The sequence below is a fragment of the Mycobacterium sp. 1274761.0 genome, from assembly GCF_001668615.1.
In the GTDB taxonomy this organism is placed as follows: domain Bacteria; phylum Actinomycetota; class Actinomycetes; order Mycobacteriales; family Mycobacteriaceae; genus Mycobacterium.
Genome location: NZ_LZMC01000030.1, coordinates 25,861 through 49,255 on the forward strand (window position 1 = coordinate 25,861; position 23,395 = coordinate 49,255).

At 68.0% G+C, this 23,395-nt stretch carries 22 protein-coding genes; 11 read left to right on the forward strand and 11 right to left on the reverse strand.

The window, feature by feature from the left end; all coding sequences use genetic code 11:
- Positions 1–148: 148 nt before the first annotated feature.
- Entirely contained in the window at positions 149–1,651 is a 1,503-nt protein-coding gene (gene dnaA, locus A5651_RS05040; RefSeq protein WP_066976206.1) for a chromosomal replication initiator protein DnaA, read from the reverse strand.
- A gap of 564 nt (positions 1,652–2,215) precedes the next feature.
- On the opposite strand from dnaA, the gene rpmH reads away from it, so the two are divergent.
- The 9 genes from rpmH to A5651_RS05080 all read left to right on the forward strand — a co-directional run bounded on the left by rpmH (position 2,216) and on the right by A5651_RS05080 (position 8,412).
- Entirely contained in the window at positions 2,216–2,359 is a 144-nt protein-coding gene (rpmH, locus tag A5651_RS24805; RefSeq protein WP_059165437.1) for a 50S ribosomal protein L34, read from the forward strand.
- Positions 2,360–2,379: 20 nt separating this feature from the next.
- Positions 2,380–2,736 carry a ribonuclease P protein component gene (gene rnpA, locus A5651_RS05045; RefSeq protein ID WP_066976209.1) on the forward strand — a complete coding sequence of 119 codons (357 nt, stop codon included), beginning with the start codon at positions 2,380–2,382 and terminating at the stop codon, positions 2,734–2,736.
- Position 2,737: 1 nt separating this feature from the next.
- Positions 2,738–3,010, forward strand: a complete 273-nt coding sequence (gene yidD / locus A5651_RS05050; protein WP_066976212.1) for a membrane protein insertion efficiency factor YidD — start codon at positions 2,738–2,740, stop codon at positions 3,008–3,010.
- 43 nt (positions 3,011–3,053) lie between these two features.
- The gene (gene yidC / locus A5651_RS05055; RefSeq protein ID WP_066976300.1) at positions 3,054–4,094 is read left to right on the forward strand and encodes a membrane protein insertase YidC; all 1,041 of its coding nucleotides are present in this window, start codon (positions 3,054–3,056) and stop codon (positions 4,092–4,094) included.
- A gap of 36 nt (positions 4,095–4,130) precedes the next feature.
- Complete coding sequence (locus A5651_RS05060; protein WP_066976216.1) at positions 4,131–4,706, forward strand: protein jag; 576 nt, start codon at positions 4,131–4,133, stop codon at positions 4,704–4,706.
- Positions 4,707–4,771: 65 nt separating this feature from the next.
- On the forward strand, positions 4,772–5,473 hold the full coding sequence (gene rsmG, locus A5651_RS05065; protein ID WP_066976220.1) for a 16S rRNA (guanine(527)-N(7))-methyltransferase RsmG: 702 nt from the start codon (positions 4,772–4,774) through the stop codon (positions 5,471–5,473).
- Positions 5,470–6,456, forward strand: coding sequence for a ParA family protein (locus A5651_RS05070; RefSeq protein WP_066976222.1), 987 nt, complete (start codon positions 5,470–5,472; stop codon positions 6,454–6,456). Before rsmG ends, A5651_RS05070 begins: the two co-directional genes overlap by 4 nt.
- Positions 6,453–7,466: a ParB/RepB/Spo0J family partition protein gene (locus A5651_RS05075; RefSeq protein ID WP_066976226.1), complete on the forward strand. Its 1,014-nt coding sequence runs from the start codon at positions 6,453–6,455 to the stop codon at positions 7,464–7,466. Before A5651_RS05070 ends, A5651_RS05075 begins: the two co-directional genes overlap by 4 nt.
- A gap of 217 nt (positions 7,467–7,683) precedes the next feature.
- On the forward strand, positions 7,684–8,412 hold the full coding sequence (locus A5651_RS05080; RefSeq protein ID WP_066976229.1) for an acetyltransferase: 729 nt from the start codon (positions 7,684–7,686) through the stop codon (positions 8,410–8,412).
- Here the strand turns inward: A5651_RS05080 and A5651_RS05085 are convergent.
- From A5651_RS05085 to A5651_RS05120, 8 genes are all read right to left on the reverse strand, one after another.
- Positions 8,409–9,593 carry an N-acetylmuramoyl-L-alanine amidase gene (locus tag A5651_RS05085; RefSeq protein ID WP_066976232.1) on the reverse strand — a complete coding sequence of 395 codons (1,185 nt, stop codon included), beginning with the start codon at positions 9,591–9,593 and terminating at the stop codon, positions 8,409–8,411. The two genes, A5651_RS05080 and A5651_RS05085, sit on opposite strands and share 4 nt — an antisense overlap.
- A 137-nt stretch (positions 9,594–9,730) precedes the next feature.
- Positions 9,731–10,072: a thioredoxin gene (gene trxA, locus A5651_RS05090; protein WP_066976236.1), complete on the reverse strand. Its 342-nt coding sequence runs from the start codon at positions 10,070–10,072 to the stop codon at positions 9,731–9,733.
- The gene (trxB, locus tag A5651_RS05095) at positions 10,069–11,055 is read right to left on the reverse strand and encodes a thioredoxin-disulfide reductase (RefSeq protein ID WP_066976240.1); all 987 of its coding nucleotides are present in this window, start codon (positions 11,053–11,055) and stop codon (positions 10,069–10,071) included. The genes trxA and trxB overlap by 4 nt, the downstream gene beginning before the upstream one ends.
- A gap of 102 nt (positions 11,056–11,157) precedes the next feature.
- Positions 11,158–11,490: a hypothetical protein gene (locus A5651_RS05100; protein ID WP_066976243.1), complete on the reverse strand. Its 333-nt coding sequence runs from the start codon at positions 11,488–11,490 to the stop codon at positions 11,158–11,160.
- A 3-nt stretch (positions 11,491–11,493) separates the two neighbouring features.
- Positions 11,494–12,096: an RNA polymerase sigma factor SigM gene (gene sigM, locus A5651_RS05105; RefSeq protein ID WP_066976245.1), complete on the reverse strand. Its 603-nt coding sequence runs from the start codon at positions 12,094–12,096 to the stop codon at positions 11,494–11,496.
- Between the two features lie 102 nt (positions 12,097–12,198).
- Positions 12,199–15,858, reverse strand: coding sequence for a murein biosynthesis integral membrane protein MurJ (gene murJ, locus A5651_RS05110; protein ID WP_066976248.1), 3,660 nt, complete (start codon positions 15,856–15,858; stop codon positions 12,199–12,201).
- 140 nt (positions 15,859–15,998) lie between these two features.
- On the reverse strand, positions 15,999–18,347 hold the full coding sequence (locus A5651_RS05115) for a DUF6049 family protein (RefSeq protein ID WP_066976251.1): 2,349 nt from the start codon (positions 18,345–18,347) through the stop codon (positions 15,999–16,001).
- A 20-nt stretch (positions 18,348–18,367) separates the two neighbouring features.
- The gene (locus tag A5651_RS05120) at positions 18,368–19,150 is read right to left on the reverse strand and encodes an NUDIX hydrolase (protein ID WP_197496549.1); all 783 of its coding nucleotides are present in this window, start codon (positions 19,148–19,150) and stop codon (positions 18,368–18,370) included.
- Between the two features lie 78 nt (positions 19,151–19,228).
- Between A5651_RS05120 and A5651_RS05125 the strand changes: the two genes are divergently transcribed.
- Both A5651_RS05125 and A5651_RS05130 read left to right on the forward strand, forming a co-directional pair.
- The gene (locus tag A5651_RS05125; protein WP_066976253.1) at positions 19,229–20,659 is read left to right on the forward strand and encodes a CCA tRNA nucleotidyltransferase; all 1,431 of its coding nucleotides are present in this window, start codon (positions 19,229–19,231) and stop codon (positions 20,657–20,659) included.
- Between the two features lie 112 nt (positions 20,660–20,771).
- Positions 20,772–21,272, forward strand: a complete 501-nt coding sequence (locus A5651_RS05130) for a pullulanase (protein WP_066976256.1) — start codon at positions 20,772–20,774, stop codon at positions 21,270–21,272.
- Here the strand turns inward: A5651_RS05130 and A5651_RS05135 are convergent.
- Together A5651_RS05135 and A5651_RS05140 are read right to left on the reverse strand one after the other, a co-directional pair.
- Positions 21,269–22,045: a TIGR03084 family metal-binding protein gene (locus A5651_RS05135; RefSeq protein ID WP_066976305.1), complete on the reverse strand. Its 777-nt coding sequence runs from the start codon at positions 22,043–22,045 to the stop codon at positions 21,269–21,271. The genes A5651_RS05130 and A5651_RS05135 overlap by 4 nt on opposite strands.
- 10 nt (positions 22,046–22,055) lie before the next feature.
- Positions 22,056–23,336, reverse strand: a complete 1,281-nt coding sequence (locus A5651_RS05140) for an MFS transporter (RefSeq protein WP_082943596.1) — start codon at positions 23,334–23,336, stop codon at positions 22,056–22,058.
- Positions 23,337–23,395 lie beyond the last annotated feature (59 nt).

Here is a 23,395-nt window from a genome sequence, read left to right on the forward strand (position 1 = left end):
CGGGTGGGGAGAGCTCGCACGTTGGGGACGAATCGGGCGCACGCCCCTTACTTATCAGCGGTTTGTCCACAGGTGAATCCACAGGGTCGGAGTGTGACGACTGTTGCGACGAGTGACAGAAGTTTTTCGCAGAATTTTTGTGATCGGTTCAGCGCTTGGCGCGCTGACGGATGCGAGTGGTGAGTTCCTTCACCTGATCGAACACCTCGCGCCGCTCGGCCATCTCGCCGCGGATCTTCTTTTCGGCGTACATCACCGTGGTGTGATCGCGACCGAAGGCCTGGCCGATCTTGGGCAATGACAGGTCGGTCAGCTCGCGGCACAGATACATGGCGATCTGACGTGACTGCGCCAGAGCTCTGGTCTTACCGGGCCCGCGAAGCTCCTCGACGGTGGTTTCGAAGTACTCCGCGGTGGCAGCCATGATGCCCGCCGTGCCGATCTGGATGTTGTTCACGTCGGCGATCAGGTCCCGCAGGACGATCTCGGCCAGTGACTTGTCGATCGGTGTCTTGTTCAGCGATGCAAACGCGGTGACGCGGATCAGCGCACCCTCGAGCTCGCGGATGTTGCGCTCAATGCTGCTCGCGATGAGTTCCAGCACCTCGTCAGGAACGTCGAGCCGATCCATCTGCGCCTTCTTGCGGAGGATCGCGATGCGCGTCTCCAGTTCGGGCGGCTGCACATCGGTGATCAGGCCCCACTCGAACCGCGTCCGAAGCCGGTCTTCCAGCGTGGCCAGCTGCTTGGGCGGCCGGTCGGAGGAGATGACGATCTGCTTGTTCGCGTTATGCAACGTGTTGAAGGTATGGAAGAACTCCTCCTGGATGCCTTCCTTGCCTTCGATGAACTGGATGTCGTCGACCAGAAGCACATCGATGTCGCGGTAGCTGCGCTTGAACGATGCCTTGCGGTCGTCGCGCAGCGAGTTGATGAAGTCGTTGGTGAATTCTTCGGTCGAGACGTACTTGACCCGCATACCGGGAAACAGCCGCTGGGCGTAGTTGCCCGCGGCGTGCAACAGGTGGGTCTTGCCCAGCCCGGACTCGCCCCAGATGAAGAGCGGGTTGTAGGCCCGCGCCGGCGCCTCAGCAATTGCGAGCGTTGCGGCGTGAGCGAATCGATTCGACGCGCCGATGACGAACGTGTCGAAGGTGTAGCGCCGGTTCAGGCTGATCGAGTTGGGGTCGTTGGTGGCGGCGTCGCGGGGTCCGCTGGAGAAGTAGGTCGGCCAGCTCTCCTCGGCGCTGGCCAGCGCCTCGCTCACCTCGTCGATCTCGTCGGCGTCGGAGTCACCGTAGGGGTCGGGGCCCGCGGGGACGCCTTCGTCCGGGTCGTCGGGGGAGGGGCTGGCGATACGCACACCCAGTTCGACGCGGTGACCGAGCTGACGGCTCAATGCCGAAATGATGGGCTCGCGCAGATGTCGTTCGATCTCGTTCTGCACAAAGCCGGTCGGCACCGACAACAACGCAAAGCCCTCGGTGATGACGAGTGGCTTGACCAATTTCAACCAGGCACGTTGCTGGGGCGTGAGGGTTGGTGGCGCAGGCTCGCCGTTGATGTGTTCGCCAGCGGGGGTGTCGCCGTTGAGTTCGGCAACCACCGTGTTCCAGACGGCGACGAAAGGTGGGTCGGGGTCAGCTGTCAAATGACGCGTACCCCCTCAGGCTGATCTATGAGACCACCAAAAGAACAAAAGCGAACTGTCCACATAGTTATCCACAGCCTGTGGACAGGGACAGTCGCCGTCGCTCTATTGTCTGCCAGCAAGGATCCGGCGGGCCTGGGCTCGTCACAGTGGTACTGCACGCTGTGGGCTCGCGACCTGTCGGGCACCCTCGCTTCGTTGTCTAGTCGCCTTCCGGTGCCGGAATGGCTCAGGCAGAAGCTAACAGTTTTCGGCGACACTGCCAACCGTTCTGCAACATTGCTTAGAGGTTAGTTCTGCGTGACGCGGAGACGGTGACTCGTGTTACTGAAGTCAACGGTCTTGAGGTCTTGTTCGGGCCCGGTTCGGCGCCTGGGCGCAGGTTTGACCCAGGTAAATCTCGTCAGTACCCTCGAACAGTCGCCCGGAAGTGGTGACACGGCTGCGATCCGACGCATGACGGAGCCCGCGCCGGTTAGCGAGCGAGACGAAGAGCTTACCAACGGCAATCGCGTCAACACCTGTGTCGGACGCGGTTGCCATACGCAACGAGGAGTGACAGCCGTGGCCAAGGGCAAGCGGACCTTTCAACCCAACAATCGGCGACGCGCGCGGGTTCACGGGTTCCGGCTACGGATGCGGACCCGGGCCGGCCGGGCGATCGTCGCCAACAGGCGCGGTAAAGGTCGTCGCAAGCTGACCGCGTAGTCGACGCGGGAGTCAGCGCGGTGCTTCCGGCGCGGAACCGGATGACGCGGTCGACGGAGTTCGGTACCACAGTCCATCACGGGGTGCGTGCGGCGCAGCCCGACATCGTGGTGCACGCATATCGCGGCGGCGGTTCTGACGCCGACGGGCCCCGGATTGGCCTGGTGGTCGCGAAGACCGTCGGCAACTCGGTGCAACGGCATGCGGTCGCGCGAAGGCTGCGCCACGTCGCGCGTACCGTCATCGACGAGCTGAACCCCACCGACCGGGTGGTGATCCGGGCGCTGCCCAGCAGCACGCACGCGATCTCGGCCCGGCTCGAGCAGCAGCTGCGGCACGCGCTGAAGCGCGCGCGGCTACTCAACGGGACGCGGTGACATGGCCCGCGCCCTGATCTTCGTCATCCAGCTGTACCGAAACACCGTCTCGCCGTTGCGGTTGCCCACGTGCCGGTTCACCCCGACATGCAGTCAGTACGCCGTCGATGCGCTGTCGGAGTACGGCCTTATCCGCGGCGGATGGCTGGCGACGGTACGGCTGGCGAAATGCGGTCCGTGGCATCGGGGAGGATGGGACCCAATCCCCGAGCGCTGCGGGTCTGTCCTGCACGGCGCGGTCATCGACGACTCTAGGAGCAAATCGGTTGTTTAACTGGTTCAGCCTCGACATCATCTACTACCCGGTGTCGGGGATCATGTGGCTCTGGTACAAGCTGTTTGCGCTGCTCCTGGGCCCGTCGAACTTCTTCGCGTGGGGCTTGTCGGTGATGTTCCTCGTGTTCACGCTGCGCGCAATCCTCTACAAGCCGTTCGTGCGGCAGATCCGCACCACACGCCAGATGCAGGAGCTCCAGCCCCAGATCAAGGCGCTGCAGAAGAAGTACGGCAAAGACCGCCAGCGGATGGCGTTGGAGATGCAGAAGCTGCAGCGCGAGCACGGCTTCAACCCGATCCTCGGCTGCCTGCCGATGCTGGCCCAGATCCCGGTGTTCCTCGGCCTGTATCACGTGCTGCGCTCGTTCAACCGGACCCAGGGCGGATTCGGTCAGCCGCAGCTGTCGCCGGAGCTGAACCGGTCGCTGGGCAACTACGTGTTCAGCCCCACCGACGTCGGACACTTCCTGGACGCCAACCTTTTCGGGGCGCCTCTGGGCGCCACCATGATTCAGAAGACCGGCCTTGGTGCCTTCACCGAATTCCACCGGCCGTCGGTGATCGCGGTCGGCGTGCCTCTGATGATCGCCGCGGGCATCGCGACTTACTTCAACAGCCGGGCGTCGGTGGCGCGGCAGAGTCCCGAGGCGGCGGCCAACCCGCAGACCGCGATGATGAACAAGCTGGCGCTGTATGTGTTTCCGCTCGGCGTCGTGGTCGGTGGGCCGTTCCTGCCGCTGGCGATCATCCTGTACTGGTTCGCCAACAACATCTGGACTTTCGGCCAGCAGCATTACGTGTTCGGCAAGATCGAGAAGGAAGAAGAAGCCAAGAAGCTCGCCGCTATCGAACGCCGCGCCGCCAACGCGCCGGCGCCGGGCGCCAAACCGAAGCGCAAAGGCAAGGGCGAGCCGGCTGCCGGGGAAGACGGTGCCGCGGCCACGGATGGCGCCGGCGTCAAGGATGGCGCCACCCCGGAGATCGCCGAGAGCGCAGGCAGCGAGCTGACCGACGATGAGCGCAAACCGCGGCCGGGCGCGACACCGCGTCCCGGTGCGCGGCCGAAGAAACGTAAGCGATAACCGGAGACCGTCCGGCGAACGAGGAGAGACGAACACATGACTGATTTCGACGAACCGACCACCGACGAGCGTGCCGAGCAGACCGACGTCGCAGAGACGGACGCGTCACAGAACGGCGACGAATCGGTGACGACGTCCGGCGACGATCTGGAGGAGCGCCTCGTTGCGGAGGGTGAGATCGCCGGCGACTACCTCGAGGAGCTGTTGGACATCCTCGACTTCGACGGGGACATCGACCTCGACGTGGAAGGTGACCGCGCCGTTGTCAGCATCGACGGCGGCGAGGATCTGTCGAAGTTGGTCGGCCGCAAGGGCGAGGTGCTCGACGCGCTGCAGGAGCTGACACGGCTCGCGGTGCACCAGAAGACGGGGGAACGCAGCCGGCTCATGCTCGACATCGCGCGGTGGCGTCGCAAGCGGCGCGACGAGCTCGCGGCGCTGGGCGACAAGGTGGCGCGGCGGGTGCTGGAGACCGGCGAGCGCGAACAGCTGTCCCCGATGACGCCGTTCGAGCGCAAGATCGTCCACGACGCGGTCGCCGCGGTGGCGGGAGTGCGCAGCGAGAGCGAGGGCGTGGAGCCATCGCGCCGCGTCGTCGTGCTCGTCGACTGAACAACGTCGCGCTCAGAGTTACACGCTTGTAGTTCGGGCCGCTTTTTGTCGGCGAAATCCGGAGGATGTTTCACGTGAAACATGGGGAAGCACCGAAACCCCCTCCGGTAGCCGCGGACGTGTTCGGTGATCGCCTGGCGTTGGCGGTCCGCTACGTCCAGATCTTGGCGGACGCAGGTGTCGAGCGGGGTCTGATCGGGCCGCGCGAGACGCAGCGGTTGTGGGACCGCCACGTGCTCAACAGCGCGGCGCTGGCCGAGCTTCTCGATCCGAGCGAGCAGATCGCCGACATCGGTAGTGGAGCCGGCCTTCCGGGGATACCGTTGGCGTTGGCCCGGCCGGATGTGCGGGTGATCCTCATCGAGCCGCTCCTGCGGCGCAGCGATTTCCTCCGCGAGGTCGTCGACGACCTCGCCGTGGATGTCGTCGTGGTTCGCGGCCGGGCCGAAGAAGATGCTGTGCGACAGCGAGTGGGGGAGATGGACGCCGTTGTGTCCAGAGCGGTGGCGTCATTGGAAAAGCTCGCGCGATGGAGCGTGCCGCTGTTGCGGATGGGGGGCCGGATGTTGGCGCTGAAGGGGCAGCGCGCCGCGGACGAGATCGCTGAGCATCGGCGTGTGATGGAGTCGTTGGGGGCGGTGGATGCCAGGGTGGTCACATGTGGAGGGGCCTACTTGGATCCACCCGCCACCGTGGTGGTCGCGCGGCGAGGAGAGACGACGCCGGCGCGCGGCCGGTCGACACGAGCGGGCAGGAGAAGGGTATGAATCCGGTTGCGGGCAGCGGCAGGCCGACGCCATCCGACGGGCCGGCAGCCAGTGATGTTTCACGTGAAACATGGACCGAGAACCGGCCCGGGGCCGCGGTGTCCGCCGAGATCGTCGACACCCCGATAGGCGCGGAGGCCGAACGCGCCGTCCGCTTGTTGCACGCCCGTAGCCGGTTGCCGCGGCCTGAGCGGCAACGGGTCTTCACCATCGCCAACCAGAAGGGCGGCGTGGGCAAGACGACGACGGCGGTGAACGTCGCCGCCGCGCTGGCATTGCAGGGGTTGAAGGTTCTGGTGATCGATCTCGACCCGCAGGGCAACGCGAGCACCGCGCTCGGCATCGACCACCGGCCCGGGACCCCGTCGTCCTACGAGGTCCTCATCGGTGAGATTCCGTTGCACGAGACGCTGCAGCGCAGCCCGCACAGCGAGCGGCTGTACTGCGTCCCGGCCACCATCGAGCTGGCGGGCGCCGAGATCGAGTTGGTCAGCATGGTCGCGCGCGAAGGCCGGTTACGCACCGCGCTCACCAGCCTGCAGGAGCACGACTTCGACTATGTCTTCATCGACTGTCCGCCGTCGCTGGGCCTGTTGACCATTAACGCGCTCGTGGCCGCGCCCGAGGTGCTGATCCCCATCCAGTGCGAGTACTACGCGTTGGAGGGCGTGGGCCAGCTGCTACGCACGATCGAGATGGTCAAGGCACATCTCAACCCGCAACTGAACGTCTCCACCGTGATTCTCACCATGTACGACGGACGCACCCGGCTGGCGGATCAGGTCGCGGCCGACGTCCGGTCGCATTTCGGAGACAAGGTGTTGAACACGGTTATCCCGCGCAGCGTGAAGGTATCCGAGGCGCCGGGCTACGGGATGACGATCCTGCACTATGACCCAGGCTCGCGCGGGGCGTTGAGCTATATGGATGCCAGCCGGGAAATCGCCGAACGCGGCGCCGCCCAGAGAGGACAAACCCGATGACTCAGCCGACCCGCAAGAGGAGCGGCCTTGGCCGCGGCCTGGCTTCGCTGATTCCGACCGGCCCCGCCGATGGAGAAACGGACACGCTCGGGCCACGAATGGGTGACGCCGCCGCGGACGTGGTGCTCGGGGGCGGCGCCGCCGCGAAGGACGCCAACCCGGTCGGTGCCGTCTACCGCGAAATCGACCCGGCGGCCATCGAACGCAACCCCAAACAGCCGAGGCAGGTCTTCGACGAGGAGGCGCTCGCCGAACTAGTGCATTCGATCCGCGAGTTCGGCCTCATGCAGCCGATCGTGGTGCGTGCGATCCCGCCCCAATCGGGGTCTGACGCTGCCGGCCGAGCGGCGAAGGGCGGCGCGCAGTACCAACTCGTCATGGGGGAGCGCCGCTGGCGCGCTGCCCAGGAAGCGGGGCTGACCTCCATCCCGGCGATCGTGCGCGAGACCGCGGACGACAGCATGCTGCGCGACGCGTTGTTGGAGAACATCCACCGCGCCCAACTGAACCCGCTGGAGGAGGCGGCGGCCTACCAGCAGCTGCTCGACGAGTTCGGCGTGACCCACGATGAACTGGCCGCGCGCATCGGCCGGTCCCGGCCGCTGATCAGCAACATGATCCGGCTGCTGCGGCTGCCCATTGCCGTTCAGCGCCGCGTCGCGGCGGGGGTACTGTCCGCCGGCCATGCCCGCGCCCTGCTGTCGCTCGAAGGAGGGCCGGAAGCCCAGGAAGAGCTAGCCGCCCGCATCGTCGCCGAGGGTCTGTCGGTCCGCGCGACCGAGGAGACGGTCACGCTGGCGAACCGCAACGAGGGGCCCACTCCATCCGCTCAGCGCCGCAAGCCAATTCACATGCCGGGCCTGCAGGACGTTGCTGAACGGCTGTCGACGGCGTTCGACACGCGCGTCACGGTGAGCCTCGGCAAACGCAAGGGCAAGATCGTGGTCGAGTTCGGCTCGGTGGACGATCTGCAGCGCATCGTGGATCTCATGAACGCTGCGAAGGCCTGACCCAGGACACGAGGAAATTACGTCACTGTGACACCTCGATCACGGCGGTCGCCGCTGTCTGCAGACTTCGGAGGAAAGCCGATGCAGCGCAACATCTTTGGCCGATCGGGCCGCAGCACATGACCGGAAGCGGCGAAACCGGACCGCTGAGCGCGCAGGCTCCTATTCTGGAATGGCGGCCGCCCCTGCCGGCGGCGCCAGGAATGCGGGAAGTTTAGTGTCAGCGCGAATCACGCCTCTCCGGCTCGAAGCGTTCGAGCATCTGCCCAAGCACGCGCGGCGGTGCGTGTTCTGGGAGGTTGATCCGTGCAGCCTGCGCCGCGACGACCACTTGAGCGACCCGGAATTCGAGAAGGAAGCCTGGTTGTCGATGGTGATGCTGGAGTGGGGATCCTGCGGCCAGATCGCGTCGAGTGCGCCGGTGGCCGCGGACGAGGGCGACGGCGACGACGCGCCGTGCGTCGGCTACGCGTTCTACGCGCCGCCCGGAGTGGTGCCGCGGGCGCGACTGTTTCCCAGCGGCCCGGTCAGCGCCGACGCGGTCCTGCTGACCACGCTCGGCGCGGAGCCCCATGTCGACGGTGTGCCGCAGAGCCTGATCGCCGGGGTTGTCGAGGACCTGGTTCGTCGTGGAGTGCGGGCATTGGAGGCCTTCGGCCGGACAGAAGCCTGCCACGAGCTCGCCGATCCCCGACTGGTGCCCGCCGACCTGACGCCGGTCCTGGAGGTGCTCGGCGACTGCTCGGTGGAGCAGTGCATGCTCGACGCCGCGTTTCTGGAAGGCGTGGGGTTCGTCGAGGTCGCCAAGCACCGCCATTTCCCGCGGCTGCGCCTCGAGCTGGAAAGCGGCCTTGGCTGGAAGGCAGGGGTGGAGGCCGCGTTGGAGCGGCTATTGGAATCGGAGAAGCTCGTCCAGCCCGTCGGCGCGGGCGCAGGCGTTGGCTAGCTGCGACCCGCTTCGACCGACAGCTCGTGGGCGAGCAGCTCGGCGAACGTGAAGGTTCCGGTGGGGCGGTCGTTCTTGCCGAGCAGGTACAGCCGCTTGACCGCGGCGAGGATGCCTTCGGCGACCGAGTCGCGGGTCTGGCTGGACACCAGCATCGACCGGTCGCGCGGATTGGTGATGTAGCCGACGTCCACCTGGACGGTCGGCATCCGCGTCAGACGCAGCAGATCCCACGTTCGCCCGTGGGTGCGGCAATCACGTAATCCAGTGCGCGCCACTACTTCTCGTTGAATAAAGTCGGCGAGGTTGCGGCCGATGGTGGACACCGAGCCGTGGGAGTTGCCGAAATGGAATGACGCGACGCCGTTGGCCGACGGGCTGGGCTGCGCGGCGCAGCGCAGGCTGATCATCAGATCGGCGCCAACGGTGTTGGCGGTCATTGCGCGCTCGGCGTCGGACGGGCTGCGGTTGGGCGGGCGGGACAAGAAGGTCTCCATGCCGATCGCCGTCATCCGTCCCTCGAGCCGGCTGGCCAGGTCCCACAGGATGTCGGCCTCGCTGATCGGACCGTTGGGGCCCTGGGTGATCTGGCCGTGGTCGTCGCCACCGCGGCCCGGATCGATGATGATCCGCTTGCCCGACAGCCGGGGACCCGAGCGACGCACCAACTCCTCCTCGCGGATGGCGTGGATGGAACCGCCGGTGACGCGCGAACCCAGAAAGTACAAGGAGCGCAACGTTTCTGGGCCGCAGATACCGTCGGGCGCCAGGCCGTACTCACGCTGATAGGACATCAGCGCGTTGTGGGTCTGCAGTCCGAAGTGGCCGTCGACCAGGCCGGTGTAGAAGCCGAGGTCCTGCAGCCGGGCCTGCAGCGTGGCGACGTCGTCGCCGTACATCGGCGCACCGAACTGATGGCTCAGGATTCGCGCGCCGAGCCGGTAGGACGCCTCCTTGAGCGCGCGGTAGGTCGCCTCACCCACGATCCCGTCGACGAGCAGGCCACGGTGCTGCTGAAAAGCGCGGACCGCCTCGTCGAGCTCGAGGTCGAAAAAGTCGACGGCGACGTGCTTGCCCGTGTTCAGGTCCGCGTCCGGGCTGTCCACCAGCCCCAGCGCCGCAAGTGCGGTCCGGATCTCGGTGACCGCACCCCCGCGGTCGCCTCGACGCAGACTCGACATATGACTGGGCCCTTTCGATACGCATATCTCTGGTGGTCCGGCGCTGGCGACTGCAGGACAGGCTAAGCGGAATTATCTCAGAAGCAGCCCCGATTCAAGAAAACGCCAGGCGGGTTCTGTGCGGGTTCAACGGCGCGTTATACGACGTCGGAGAGCTCACGCAGCAGCGCAGCCTTGCCTTTGGCGCCGACGATCCGCTTCACCGGCGCGCCGTCCTTGAACAGGATCATGGTGGGGATGGACACCACCTGAAAATCGCGGGCGGTGGTCGGGTTGGCGTCGACGTCGAGCTTGGCGACGGTCAACGATCCGGCCTTCTCGCCCGCAATCTCCTCCAGCACCGGCGCGACCATCTTGCATGGGCCGCACCAGGTGGCCCAGAAGTCGACCAGCACCGGGGTGGCGCTGGACAGTACCTCGTTGGAGAAGGTGTCATCGGTGACATTCACCGTCTTGCTCGTCTTCTCTGCTCCGGTCATGGTTGGGCTCCAATCAAGTCAGGATCTGTGGTTTGTGTTGTCCCCGTTGCGGTTTCGGCGAGCCAGCGTTCGGCATCTATCGACGCCGAACAGCCGCTGCCTGCAGCGGTGATCGCCTGGCGGTAGGTGCGGTCGACCAAGTCACCCGCCGCGAAGACGCCCTCGAGTGAGGTGCTCGTGGTGCGGTCACGCACAAGCACGTACCCGTCGGGGTCAAGGTCAATCTGGCCGTGCACCAGTTCCGAGCGCGGGTCGTGACCGATGGCGACGAACACGCCGGTGACGGCGAGGCTGCTTTCCTCGCCGGTCACGCTGTTGAGCAGCCGCACGCCGGTCACCTTGTCCTCGCCCTCGATCTCGAGGACTTGCGTGTTGGTCAGGAACCGGATCTTCTCGTTGTTCTTGGCGCGGTCCAGCATGATCCGCGATGCGCGGAACTCGTCGCGCCGGTGGATCAGGGTGACGCTGCGGGCGAACCGGGTCAGGAAGGTGGCCTCCTCCATGGCGGAGTCGCCGCCGCCGACCACGGCAATGTCCTGGTCGCGGAAGAAGAACCCGTCACAGGTGGCGCAGGTGCTCACACCCATGCCCAGCAGTCGATCCTCACCCGCAACGCCCAGGTGGCGGGCCGCTGCGCCCATCGCGAGGATGATCGCGCGGGCGTGATGGGTCTGGCCGTCGACGGTCACGGACTTGACCGGTCCGGCCAGCGACATCTCCTCGACGTCTTCCATGCGCAGATCGGCGCCGAAGCGCAGCGCCTGCTCGCGCATCTCGTCCATCAGCTCCGGGCCGGTGATGCCGTCGCGAAAGCCCGGATAGTTCTCCACTTCGGTCGTGGTCATCAGCGCGCCGCCGAACTGCGTGCCCTCGAACACCAGCGGTGTCAGTTGGGCGCGGGCCGCGTAGATCGCGGCGGTATAGCCGGCAGGCCCCGAGCCGACGATGATCAGATCGTGGACGGTGGACGGTTGATCAGTCATGTAAACCTCTCTGCCTACGCGGTACGGCGCACCGATACCGCGGCGGCACGAATACAAACATCAGGGTAAGCCGGGCTGTTCCCACCACGCAGATCGGCCGCATCACCGCGACTTCACCGAGGTCGACACCGTGATCTTCTCCGCCGTCGGGCCCGAGGGAAAGCGCGGCGCGGCGTCAGAATGCACCAACATGGCGACGCCTACTGCGGCGGCAACCACCGCAGCGCCGATCCCGACGGCCAGCGCGACGATCCGTAACCCGCTCAACCGGGCTGGGCCGACGGTGTGGGCAGGCGCGGCAGGCGCCGCCCGCAGCGCTGCGCCGATCCTGGCCGTCACCGAGGCAGGCACATCCGGCGCCGAGGCCGCGTCAGTGCCCAACTCGGCCAGTGCCTGCCGGACCCGCTCCTCGGGAACTCCGGATTCGCCCCGCATCCGTCAATAGTGACGCACGCCGCTCACGGCGCGGGGTTGCGGCACGGTTGCACCGGTGTCGAAATAGCCGAGCGCCTCGGCGAGCTTGGCGCGGGCGCGCGAGCACCGGCTCTTCACCGTGCCTGCCGGGACACCGAGCATCCGCGCGGTCTCCGCAACTGAGTAGCCCTGCATGTCGACCGCGACGACCGCGGCACGCTGTTCGACCGGCAATCGCATCAGCGCCCGTTCCACCACAATCGCGGTATCCACGTGCGTGGTGAGGTCACCGACGGTGGCGCTGTCTTCGGTCAACTCGGTGGTGGGCCGATTCTTCTTGTGGCGCAACCGATCCAGGCAGGCGTTCACCACGATGCGGTATAGCCAGCTGCTAACCGCGGCGTCGCGGCGGAACGAGGCCGCGCCGCGGTGCGCGTACAGCATCGCGTCCTGCAGCGCATCGGCGGCGTCGTCGGGGTTGCGGCTGGTCATCATCGCGAGGCGGTACAGCTGGCGGTGGTGGCGGTAGAACAATTCCTCGAACGCATACCGGTCGCCTGCGACGTGCGCGGCGAGCAGTTCACCGTCGCTGCGCTGGCGCTCGACGCTGCCCCCGAAGCTGTCCACACAGCGAACTGTAAGCAACCGTGGACCCCTGCTCGCGCACCAGTTTTCGGGCACACCGGTTGACTTGCCTATTCGCGTGCCGGCAGCCCTTGGGATAAGGCGTCAGGACGCGGCTTTAACGCCGACCTCAGCGATGTCGGAACGGCTCTTGCCGTCGACCTGGCCCAGTGTCGAGATCCACACAAGCAGGTTGGAGGTCTGCGTCGGGTTGTCCACCTTGATGGTGTTGGCGCCGGGCTTGAGCTGGGTGGCCGGGGTGAGCACCGTGGTGTCGGACAGCGACGACGGCGTCGGCGTCTGCGCCGACCGGATCTCGACGGAGGTGCCGGTGCTGTTCAGGTCGATGGTGACCTCGCCGATCGCGGTGGGCTGCGGCAGCTGCAGCATCAGACCGACACCGTTCTTGAAGTTCGGGAACGGGACCGGGTCGCTGTAGGTGTCGATGGGCCACGCCGTGGAGGTGTTGCCGTCGATCGCCAGGGGTGCTTGACCGGGCGCATCCGCTTCGCCCTCTGGCGAAAACACCGTCACCTTAACGGGTTTCACGGTCCCACCGCTGCTACTGCTGCCGCCGTTGTTGTCATCGGAGGAGCTGCTCGGCGCATTGAGGCCCAGCTCGTCGCCCGAGAAGCCGCCGACATCGCCGAAGATGCCCTTGAGCACCGAAGCCAGCACCAGCAGCGCGACAACGATGACCGCCGCGCCCACGCTGAGGCCGATGATCAGCCCCTTGCGGCGGCGCGCGGCCACCTCGGGATCATCGACGGGGGTTGCGCGTACCCGGGCGGCTCTCGGTGCCTGTTGCTCTTCGACGGGGTTGATCAGCTCGGTCCGGTCGGCGATGGCGGTCGCCTGCTGCAACAGGTTGAGCAGTGTCGGCGCGCTGCGGATGCCGCCACCGGCCTGCACCGATCGCGCGGCGGCAGCCGAGATCTGGAACGGGATGTCGCGGTTGACCGCGCGGGGCTCGACGGGTTCACCGGCGGCGTCGACCTCGGCGGGCGCCAGCCCGCTGCGCACCCCGGCTTCTGGCAGCGGCCAGCGGTTGGTCAGCAGTGCATACAGCGCGGCGCCGATGCCGCGGATGTCGTCTTCGGGGGTCGCGTCGGGCAGGGTCGCGGGGAAGGCCAGCGACACATCGCCCTCGATGCTGACCCGAACCCGGCTGGGGTGATCGATCGACAGCGCCACACCCGCCCGGTGGGCCTGCTCGGCGGCGGCGGCCAGCGTCTGCATCGCGCGCGCGCCACCGATCGGGGAGGGCGACGTCTCTGCGACTTCCGGCAAGGATCCGCCGCGGATCCACTCGCTGACGATCAACCCGCCCGAGCCGGTGTTCGCGACGTCGAGGATCCGGGCGATGCCTGGGCTTTCGATGCGGCTCAAGCGCAGGGTGCGGTCGAGGATCTGCTGCAGTTCCGCGTCGGGTAGCGCGGCGTCGGGGTCGACGAACGTCAGGGCCACCTGCCGGTCCAGCGCGGTGTCCAGCGCCTGCCAGAACTGCAGGTGGGGCGGGCCGCCGTGAAAGACGAGCAGCCGGTAGCGGCCGCCGCCGATCGTGGCGCCGGGGATGAGGTGGACGTCTTCGTCGGAGGTTGCGGCCTCGATGGCCGGTTCGCGGGGGATGTCGAACGGCAGGCCTTCGCGGGTCGGGTCGCCGCCGTAGTCGGCGGGAGGCCGACCCGACGTGGGCGGCGGCACGGTGCTGACGGGCTTGGTGCCGGGGTCGCCCCGCTCGGCGTCGCTGCTGCCAGCGGGGCCGGCGACACCGGCGACGGGCACGTCGGGTTGGAATTCGTCGGCTGCCGGGCGGGGAATGCGCGTCGTCGCGCCGTTGTCAGGCACCGGTACGGAGTCGCCTGCGGATTCGTCGGTCACCGCTGGTCCTTTCCGCATCCCTACTCCGGCAACCGGGGCCGGAGGCCCGTGCCGGGTGGTCGTCGTGCTGTGGCGACCCCTCGGCCCGAGCGAATTCCTCTGATCAGAGTACGTGAGGGGCGCCGTCGGGCGTGGTCGGACGGCGGGGGCGGGCGCTTGTCCGGCTACCTCCGGGCTCCTGCCGAGACGACGTCCCCTGCCCTCCTGGCGTCGGCCCAGCACCGCGGCGAGCGCGGCCTGCGCATCGGGCACCTGGGCGGCCAGCATCACCGCGGCGATGATCGGCAGCATGATGACGCCGAGCACAATCAGCCTCAGCATCGACCCGGCGCCGCCGTGCTCGGTCAGCGATTCGAGGCCCACCAGTTGATCAATGATGTGGGCGACGAGGCCTGCGATCATCGAAGCGGCGGTCGCGACGAGGACGGTGCGGACCACCTCGAGGTTGATCAGCCGTCCGTTCGGCGGGTTCAGGTTGGCGCGCAGAAGGATGTAGCCGACGATGGCGCCCGCCAGGAAGCCGACGCCGTTGGCCAGGCCCAGGTATCCCGCGACCAGCTCGCGATCGTCGGTCAGGTGCGGCGCGGCCAGCGATGCCGCGATCTTCACGCTGGTGATGACGATGATGACGATGATCGGCGTCCACGGTTGTTCGCGGGCATAGAACACGCGAAGCTGCAGCAGTACCAACGCATATGGAATCAATGTGAACGCCGACAGCGTGATCGCCATGCCGAGATATCCGGCGTCGACGTCGCCGAAATTTCCGTATGCGAACAGCGCGCTGCCGATCGCCGGGCCCGCGACTGTCATGAACGACACGATCGGGATCAGCGTCACCATGGTCAGCCGCGTTGCCAGCGACAGGTCGGCCAGCACGGCGGGGATGTCGTCGGCGGCAGCATTGCGACTCAGCCGCGGCATCACCACGGTCAGTACCGTCACGCCGATCATGCCGAACGGCAGCATCAGCACCAGCCAGGTGTAGTTGTAGATCGCCGGCCCGGGAGCCGCTGCGGCGCTTGCGATCTGGTTGCCGACGATAAGGCCGATCTGGCTGATCAACACGTACAGCACCATCGCGGCGGCCATCCCGCCGAACCGTCGCAGCCGGTCGTCAAGCCCCCACAGCGGGCGCAGGCTGATACGTTCCTTGCGGATCGCGACGAGCAGCACGGCGGTCTGGGCGCAGACGCCGAGCGTTGTGCCGATGCCCAGCACCAGTAGCTTGGCGTTGCCCATCTCGACGGGATCGACCGAAAGCTCGCCCGGCACAATGAGGTACAGCACCAGGGTCGCGATCGCCACAATGTTGTTGACGACCGGAGCCCAGGCCGGCGGGCCGAACACGTTGCGGGTGTTGAGGATTGCCATGAACACCGATGACAGCCCGTAGAAGATCACCTGGGGCAGAAGCAGATACGCAAACGCGGTGGTCAGCGGACGGTTGACCTGGGGGTCGCTGCCGAGCATCAGCCGCACCAGCAGCGGTGCAGCAGCGACCGACACCACGGTCGCGATCAGCAGCAGCGCGGTCGCCAAAGTGACCAGGCGGCGCACGAAGGCGGTGCCGCCGTCGGGATCGTCGCGTTCGGCGCGGGCCAGCACGGGCACGAAGATCGCGGTGAATGTCGCTTCGAGCACCAGCGCTGCGACGAGGTTGGGCAGCTGGTTGGCCACCGAGAAGGCGCTCGACAGCGCGGCGCCGAGGATCGCTGCCAGCAGCACGATGCGAATGAAGCCGGTGATCCGGCTGACCAGGGTGGCAAGGGCCATGCCCCAGGACCGGGACACCACCGCGGCGTCGCTGAGCTCGGGGCGGCCCGCACGCCGTCGGGGCGCAGGCCCGCGCGGGATGCGTTGCCGGGGAGGAGGCGGCGGCATTCGGCGCGGTGGGGGTGGCGGGGGATAGGGCCGGATACCGGACGGTGGCGCGGTGTGCCGCGACGGCCGCTGCGGACCCGGTGGGCCACCGCTGCGGTCAAACGGTGGCTGCGCCGGGCCGAAGTGCCGGCCTGTGGTGCTCATGGGTCGTCGCCGTGTGCGAGGGCGGTGTCGAGCGGGTCCGGGCGGGCGGCCAGACGATCGAGGTCGGCGCGGTCGGGCTGGCCGCGGAACCGGTGCCAGAGCCGGCGACCGGCCAGTGCCACCAACACCGCGCCGACGGACAGCGTGATGAAGAACAGCACTTTGCCGTAGGCGTTGGAGTGCACCGACAGCCGCACCGGCTCGCCCAGCGGCAGCCCGTTGGCGGTGCGCAGCGCGACGTCGACGGCGACGCGTTGGGTGAAATGCACCTCGACGGGCACCTGCAGCGGCAGGTATCCCGGCGGCAGTTCGATCTCGCCCATGTCGGTGACCGTCATGCCGGGCGGAGCGTCGACCTGCAGCCGCACCCGGATCGGCACGGGCAGGTCGTTGCGCAGCGCCAACGGTAGCGGGCTGTGCTCGGTAGCCAGCGTGTAGGAGCCGCCGGGGTTGACGATCGTCACCGCGTTGAATAGGTCGGCGACCGTATTGCCGGTGATGCCGAGCCGTTGCTGGGCCTGCCCGTTACGGACGTCGGGCGGCACCGACTGGGTCAGCGCGCGCAGCATGTCCTCGCGCAGCGGCGCGGTGTACTGCGGGCCCGTGAGCCCGGTGCGGTTGTCGGTGGTGAGCGCCGCGGTGAGACCCGCGACCCTGCCGGTGGTCGCGGCGACGCTGTCGATGACCGAGTTGTCGAAGCGCGCCCGCGGGTTGGCGGAAACGTTGTCGGGCAGCGGGCGGGCGTCTTGCGGCGGCACCCGTTCACTGTCGGCGATGACGGCGGTCAGCGGCCGCGGCGCCGCCAGACCCGCCCGGATGGCGGTGGCCACCGCGGACAGGATCGCTCCGGCATCGTCGGCCTGTAAACCCCACGTCATCGGCGGCATCAGGATTTGGCTGCGCGGCTCGGCTTCGGGCGCGATCGTGCGCCACAGCACGGCGGCCAAGGCGTCCTGCCGACGCGCGACCGCTGAGTCGTGTTTGACGGGAACATCAAGCGCGGCATCGAGATACGACGGCGATTCCGGGTCCGACCCGGCACCGGCGAGCGCCGCGGAGACGGTGGGATCGAACGGCGCGGTGACCACCTCGGGTGTGTAGCGGACCGGTGTCACGTCGGCGGTGGTGTCACCGCTGGACTCCTCCGCGGTGAGGTTGGCGGCTGCGACCGCGACGGTCGGGCCTTGCGCCGAAAGCAGCTGGACCGCGCGCGCGGTCAGCGGCCCGTCGCCGAGCAGGGTGGCGCCGCGCACTGAGGCGGTGCCGAGGATCTGGTCGACGATGTCACCGGCGCCGGTGGTGGCGACGGTCTTGAGGCCGGGGTCGCCCACCCGCTGCAGCGCGTCGAGGTCGGCCTGCGCGTAGGTCGCCGACGCCACGCACATCCGCTGGGCCACCGCCTTGAGCCGGTTGAGCCAGTTCACGGCCGCCTCCTGGCCGGTGCCGGGACGCGTCGGCGTCGCCGGTCCGGTGTCGGGTCCGACGTTGACGACATAACCGGCGGTCATCGCGTTCACGGTGACCAGCAGGTCGGGGTCGACGGCCAGGCACAGCGCGCTGGTCACCTGGCCGCCGGGGTCGACGGTCGGGCCGGTCGCGAAATCGACCGCGGACAACAACGCGTCGAGGCGTCCGCCGGGGGCAAGCTCGGCGGCGAGGTCGTCGTCGATCAACCGCACGGGGGTCGTTCCGCCGGGGGCGCCCGCCGCCAGCCGCGGCCGGTCGCCGAGTGGCCACAGCACCGTCATCCGAACCGGTTTCGACGTATCCGGAGCCACCACGTCGGCCAGGCCGTCGGCCGCCGAGTTGACGGCGCGTTCAGGCGGCACCCCGATCACCGGGAGCAGGAAACGGGCATCGTCGAGGCGGGCCGGGGCGCCGTAATCGGGGGTTCCGTTGGCGTTGACCAACATCGGGTATACCCCAGGCTGGTCGATGCCCAGCGATGCTGCCTGCGCCGAACGCAACGGCACGGTCAGGTTGAACGGAACGTGTTGTCCCCGTGGCAATTCGGCGGATACGGTGATGAAGTCGGCCACGCCCTCGAATTGGTCGTTCTTGCCGCCGAGGTTGGTGCGCAGGCCCACCGAGGAATTGACCGCGGCCGCGTGCTCGAGGCGGACCATCACGTCACGCACCGGTCGGTCGCCGACGTTGAGGACGGTCCCGGAGACGGTGACGACGGGCTCGCTGGTGGTGGTGACGACCTCGGGGGTGACGTGGTCGATGCGCACCTGAAGGAAGGGCAAAGAGCCGGGCTCTCCGGCTGCGGCGTGCGGGGATACCGCGGGGGCGGCGACGAGGATCAGCAGCGCCAGCACGGCGAGCAGACTGCGCAGCACCATGCCGCACCCACGGCGGGCGGTCACGGCCCTTGTCCGCAGCCGTTCGTCCGCCGGCCCGGTTTGGGTTGGCCTGCTTCGTCGGGTCGCCGGTTGCGGGTGTGGGAGTGTGTCTGGGGGCGCCGGCGCGGAGTGCTGCGGGGCAGCGGCGGCAGCGCGGACGGTCCGTCGGTGTGGAGTTTGTCGATCAGCTCGTCGGCGACCTCGGCGAGCTTGCGCTCGTCGGCGTAGGCCAGCCGCGACGGCAGCTCCTTGAGCGGCACCCAGGCCACCTCGCTGACCTCGACGTCCTCGTCGGACAGCTCGCCGCCGAGAAACCGCATCAAGTAGTGGTGCACGGTCTTGTGCACCCGTCTGCCCTCGGTGACGAACCAGTAGTCGATGCTGCCGAGCGAGGCCAGCACGTCGCCTTTGATGCCGGTTTCCTCGGCGACCTCGCGGATCGCGGTCTGCTCAGCGGTTTCGCCGAGTTCGATGTGGCCCTTGGGCAGCGACCACAGCATCCGCCCGCGCCGGTCGACCCGGCCGATGAGCGCGGCGACCTGGCTTTCCTTCGGTCCGTCGATCCCGTCGATGACCAGCCCGCCCGCGGAGGTTTCGTGCACGGTGCGCAGCCGGTCCGTGCCGCGGCGGGGACTGCGCGGTTTGTGCGGCTTGGGCCTGCCGTCGGGTACGGGGGTGGTGATGTTCTCGGGCACGGCGGAGTTGTTGTGCTTAGCGGAGCTGGTGTCGGGTGGACCTGCCGCGCGCCGACCACGACGTCGCCCGCGGCGCCGTCGTGGTTTGGCCTGTTCGCCGTCCGACACCCAAGCGATAGTAGCTGGCAGGAATATTCGCTCCCCCTGCACTCGCCGCTCGCTGCAGGACCGTTACCTCTACGCTCAGTGAACGTGTCCGACAACGCTGATCTGCTCATCGCCGCCCAGGTGGCGTTGCACCGACACATCGAGCTGCTGAAAGACCTCGGCCGGTTGTTCGCTGAGGCGGGCCACGAGCTGTATCTCGTCGGCGGAAGCGTGCGCGATGCGTTGCTCGGCCGGCTCGGCACCGACTTGGACTTCACCACCAACGCCAGGCCCGACGAGATGGTGAGGATTCTGCGGCCGTGGGCCGACGCATTGTGGGACACCGGCATCGAGTACGGCACGATCGGCGTCGGCAAGCACGATCAGCGGGTGGAGATCACCACGTTCCGTGCCGACACATACGACCAGGTGTCGCGCAATCCGGAAGTGCGCTTCGGCGACCGCCTCGACGACGACCTGATCCGGCGGGACTTCACCGTCAACGCGATGGCGGTGCGCGTCACGGCCGACGGCCCGGGCGAATTCCTCGATCCCCTAAACGGTTTGACCGCGCTGCAGGCCCGGGTGCTGGACACCCCGTCGGCGCCGGAGGTGTCGTTCGGTGATGATCCGCTGCGGATGCTGCGGGCGGCGCGGTTCGTGTCGCAGCTGGGTTTCACGGTGGCGCCGCGGGTCAGCGAGGCGATGGCGGCGATGGCCGGTCAGCTCGAACGCATCACCGCCGAACGGGTCGCCGCCGAACTCGACAAGTTGATCCTCGGTGACGATCCGGTGGCGGGCATCGATTTGATGGTGGCCAGCGGTCTGGGTGATGTGGTGTTGCCGGAAGTCGGTGCGATGCGGATGGCGATCGACGAACACCATCAGCACAAGGACGTCTATCAGCATTCGCTGACGGTGCTGCGGCAGGCTATCGCGTTGGAAGACGAGCCGGATCTGGTGCTGCGCTGGGCGGCGCTGCTGCACGACATCGGCAAGCCGTCGACGCGGCGCCACGAGCCCGGCGGCGGGGTGAGCTTTCATCATCACGAGGTGGTCGGCGCCAAGATGACCCGAAAGCGGATGCGGGCGCTGAAGTACTCCAAACAGATGGTCGACGACGTGTCGCAGTTGGTGTATCTGCATCTGCGGTTCCACGGATACGGCGACGGTACGTGGACCGATTCGGCGGTCCGGCGCTATGTCACCGACGCTGGCCCGCTGCTGCCGCGGCTGCACAAGCTGGTGCGGGCCGACTGCACGACGCGCAACAAGCGGCGCGCGGCGCGGCTGCAGGCCAACTACGACGATCTGGAGAAGCGGATCGCCGAGCTGGCCGCCAAGGAGGACCTGCAACGCGTCCGGCCGGACCTCGACGGCAACGAGATCATGAAGATCCTCGACATCCCCGCGGGCCCTCAGGTCGGCGAGGCGTGGCGCTATCTGAAGGAGCTGCGACTGGACCGCGGACCGCTGGACCATGACGAGGCCGTCGCCGAACTGCTGAAGTGGTGGAACCCCCGCAGCTAGCGCATCTAGCACCGCGACCGTGCGCGTCTGCTGTGCGACACGCCGCCTCCCGCGGCCAGTAGTGCATAGCCGCTTGTGGAACTCAATCGAGGGAGCCGGCGTCTGAACGGGCATGGATTACTGCCTCTCTGACGGCGACGGCTCGGCGACGATGTGGACCGCGCCGCTGGACACCGACGTCGACGGAAACGGCACGTTGGACGCGGTCGGCCTCGACGTCGACGGTGACGGTGGGCTGGACGACGCGCTGGCCGATCTCGACGGCGACGGGACCGCCGATCACGCCGTCCTCAACGGCGAGGCCTATTTCACTGATGACGGGTCAGGTACCTGGACGGTGAGCGCCGACCGCGGCGGAGTGGGCCCACAGCTTGCTAGGGGATTGCGATGGTTCGGCCTCGACGGTGCCGAGAACGTCGGCGGCCCGACCGTGGACCTGGACGGCGACGGGAAGGCAGCCGATCGGTTGATCGACACCGACGGCAACGGGCTGGCTGACCGCGCGCTCGGTGACGGCGTCGGCTACGTCGACACCGACGGCGACGGCACGTGGGACATCAAGCTGACCGATAAGGACGGCGACGGCCGGGCCGACGCCGCCAATGCGCTCTAGCCGCGGCCGGGACCGGGCGGCCCTGCGAACGCCTGCGCGATCGTCAGCCATCGCTGCGCGTCCTCACCGACGGCTACGACGTCGAGCTCCGCCCGCGGCCGTCGCTGCGTGACCAGGAAGCAGAAGTCCTCGGCCGAACCCGTCACCCGCTGCGCCGCATTCTCGGGTCCCCACGCCCACGTCGACCCGTCGGGTGCGCTCAGCTCGACCCGGAACAAATCCGTCGGCGCGGCAAGGCCGTTGATCGCAAACGCGAAATCACGGGTGCGCACACCGATGTGCGCAATCGAGCGCAGCCGTGCCGTGGCGGGCCGTTGCACGCCCAACGCGTCGGCGACGTCGAGGCCGTGCGCCCACGTCTCCATCAGCCGCGCGGTCGCCATCGACGCCGCGCTCATCGGCGGCCCGAACCACGGCAGCTTGCGCCCGTCGGGCACGGTCAGCAGCGCATCGTGCAACCGCGTGCGGGTGCTGCGCCAGTCGGCCAGCAGGTCGGCCGGCGGTACCGCGGCGATCTGTTCGGCGCCCCTGTCGACGAAACCGGCGGGGTCCTCGGCCGCCGAGCCGAGCACTTCGTTGAAGCCCGCTTCATCGTCGACCGACAGCAGCGCGACGCGGTCGGTCCACAGTAAGTGGGCGATCTGATGGGCAACGGTCCAGCCCGGCGCGGGCGTCGGCGTCGCCCAGCCCTCGGCGGCCAGGTCGGCGACCAGTGCGTCGAGGGAATCGCTTTCGGCGCGAAGGTCGTCGATGATGGGGCCCGCGGTCGCCATGCGGGCCACCTTAACGCGGCGCCTGTCGCAGCCGGGCGATGCTGGCGTGGGCGGTCAGCCCGGCCAGATAGACCACCGATCCCGCAACCACCAGCCACGGGGAACGGCCGTCGGCCGGAATCACCGCCGCAGCGGCCGTGAGCGCCACACACGTCGAGATCCAGAACACCGCATCCTGTACCGCGAACACGTGACCGCGCAGCGCGTCGTCGACGTCGATCTGCATAGCGGAGTCAACGCACAGCTTGACCACCTGACCGAGCACGCCGAGCACGAACCCGCACACCATCATCAGCGGCACCTGGAGGCCAATGCCGCCCAGCTGAATGAAAGCGGCCAGCAGCAGCGTCGCGTTGGCGGTGCGGTAGCGGCCCCACCGGCCGATGGCGCTGGGCGTGATGAGGTTCGCCAGGAACGCGCCGATGCCGACGGTGAACAGGAACAGCGCTGAGGTGCCGAAACCGGCGACGCTGTGGGTGTCGCTGTGCCGCACCATCACCAGCACCAGCATGGTGTTGATGCCGAGCACCATCCGGTGTGCGGCCAGCCCGGCCAGCGTGGCCGCCACGGTGCGCACCGCCGACACCGTGCGCGCGCCGTGCAGCCAACCGGTCGCCACCGCGTAGAGCACCGACCCGTGAATGCTGCGCCGGCTCTCGTGCGGGCCCAGCACACGCGGGGGAAACCGCACCGACAGCAGCAGCGCCACCGCGACCGGGACCACGACAATCAGCATGATCGTCGCCGCGCCCGTATCGCCGGCACCGAACAGCCAACGCAGCAGCAGCATGAAACCCGCACCGAGAAACGCCGCCGCTCCGCCGGTAGCCGTCGCCACCGAGTTCATCGTCACCACCTGATCGCGCGGCACCACGTCAGGAAGCGCCGCCGACAGACCGGAGGAGACGAAGCGGGTGAACCCGTTGACGACCAACGCGCCCAACAGAATCGCCCAATCGCGGGCGCTCGCCGCGAGCAGGCCCGCGATGGCGAGGACCACCACCACCCGGCCGACGTTCGCGCCGATCAGGACGAGCCGCCGGTCCCACCGGTCCAGCAGCGCGCCGGCGAACGGGCCGAGCACGGAGTAGGGCAGGTACAAGACGGCGAAGGCGGCGACGAGTTCCCACGGGCCCGCTGCGCGTTCGGGGTTGAAGATCAGCCCACCGGCGAGCCCGGCCTGAAACAGGCCGTCGCCGAATTGGCTTGCCGTGCGCAGCTCGAGCAGGCGCCAGAACTGGGGGAGGCTGCGCACCGACCGCCACAGGGCAACCGGTGCGTGCGCGTCCACGAGAATTCACAGTACAAATATCTCGGCGGCCCGCGCCTGTTCGTCACGTTGCTCGTTCG

Coding starts and splice junctions, on each gene's coding strand:
- A5651_RS05135 (WP_066976305.1), bottom strand. CDS start 22,045: ATGGCGACCGCGGGCCCCATCATCGACGACCTTCGCGCCGAAAGCGAT.
- A5651_RS05100 (WP_066976243.1), bottom strand. CDS start 11,490: ATGCGGGGCGAATCCGGAGTTCCCGAGGAGCGGGTCCGGCAGGCACTG.
- A5651_RS05085 (WP_066976232.1), bottom strand. CDS start 9,593: ATGTCGAGTCTGCGTCGAGGCGACCGCGGGGGTGCGGTCACCGAGATC.
- A5651_RS05075 (WP_066976226.1), top strand. CDS start 6,453: ATGACTCAGCCGACCCGCAAGAGGAGCGGCCTTGGCCGCGGCCTGGCT.
- murJ (WP_066976248.1), bottom strand. CDS start 15,858: ATGCCGCCGCCTCCTCCCCGGCAACGCATCCCGCGCGGGCCTGCGCCC.
- rsmG (WP_066976220.1), top strand. CDS start 4,772: ATGTTTCACGTGAAACATGGGGAAGCACCGAAACCCCCTCCGGTAGCC.
- A5651_RS05060 (WP_066976216.1), top strand. CDS start 4,131: ATGACTGATTTCGACGAACCGACCACCGACGAGCGTGCCGAGCAGACC.
- trxA (WP_066976236.1), bottom strand. CDS start 10,072: ATGACCGGAGCAGAGAAGACGAGCAAGACGGTGAATGTCACCGATGAC.
- A5651_RS05070 (WP_066976222.1), top strand. CDS start 5,470: ATGAATCCGGTTGCGGGCAGCGGCAGGCCGACGCCATCCGACGGGCCG.
- A5651_RS05130 (WP_066976256.1), top strand. CDS start 20,772: ATGGATTACTGCCTCTCTGACGGCGACGGCTCGGCGACGATGTGGACC.
- trxB (WP_066976240.1), bottom strand. CDS start 11,055: ATGACTGATCAACCGTCCACCGTCCACGATCTGATCATCGTCGGCTCG.
- A5651_RS05115 (WP_066976251.1), bottom strand. CDS start 18,347: ATGGTGCTGCGCAGTCTGCTCGCCGTGCTGGCGCTGCTGATCCTCGTC.
- yidC (WP_066976300.1), top strand. CDS start 3,054: ATGTGGCTCTGGTACAAGCTGTTTGCGCTGCTCCTGGGCCCGTCGAAC.
- yidD (WP_066976212.1), top strand. CDS start 2,738: ATGGCCCGCGCCCTGATCTTCGTCATCCAGCTGTACCGAAACACCGTC.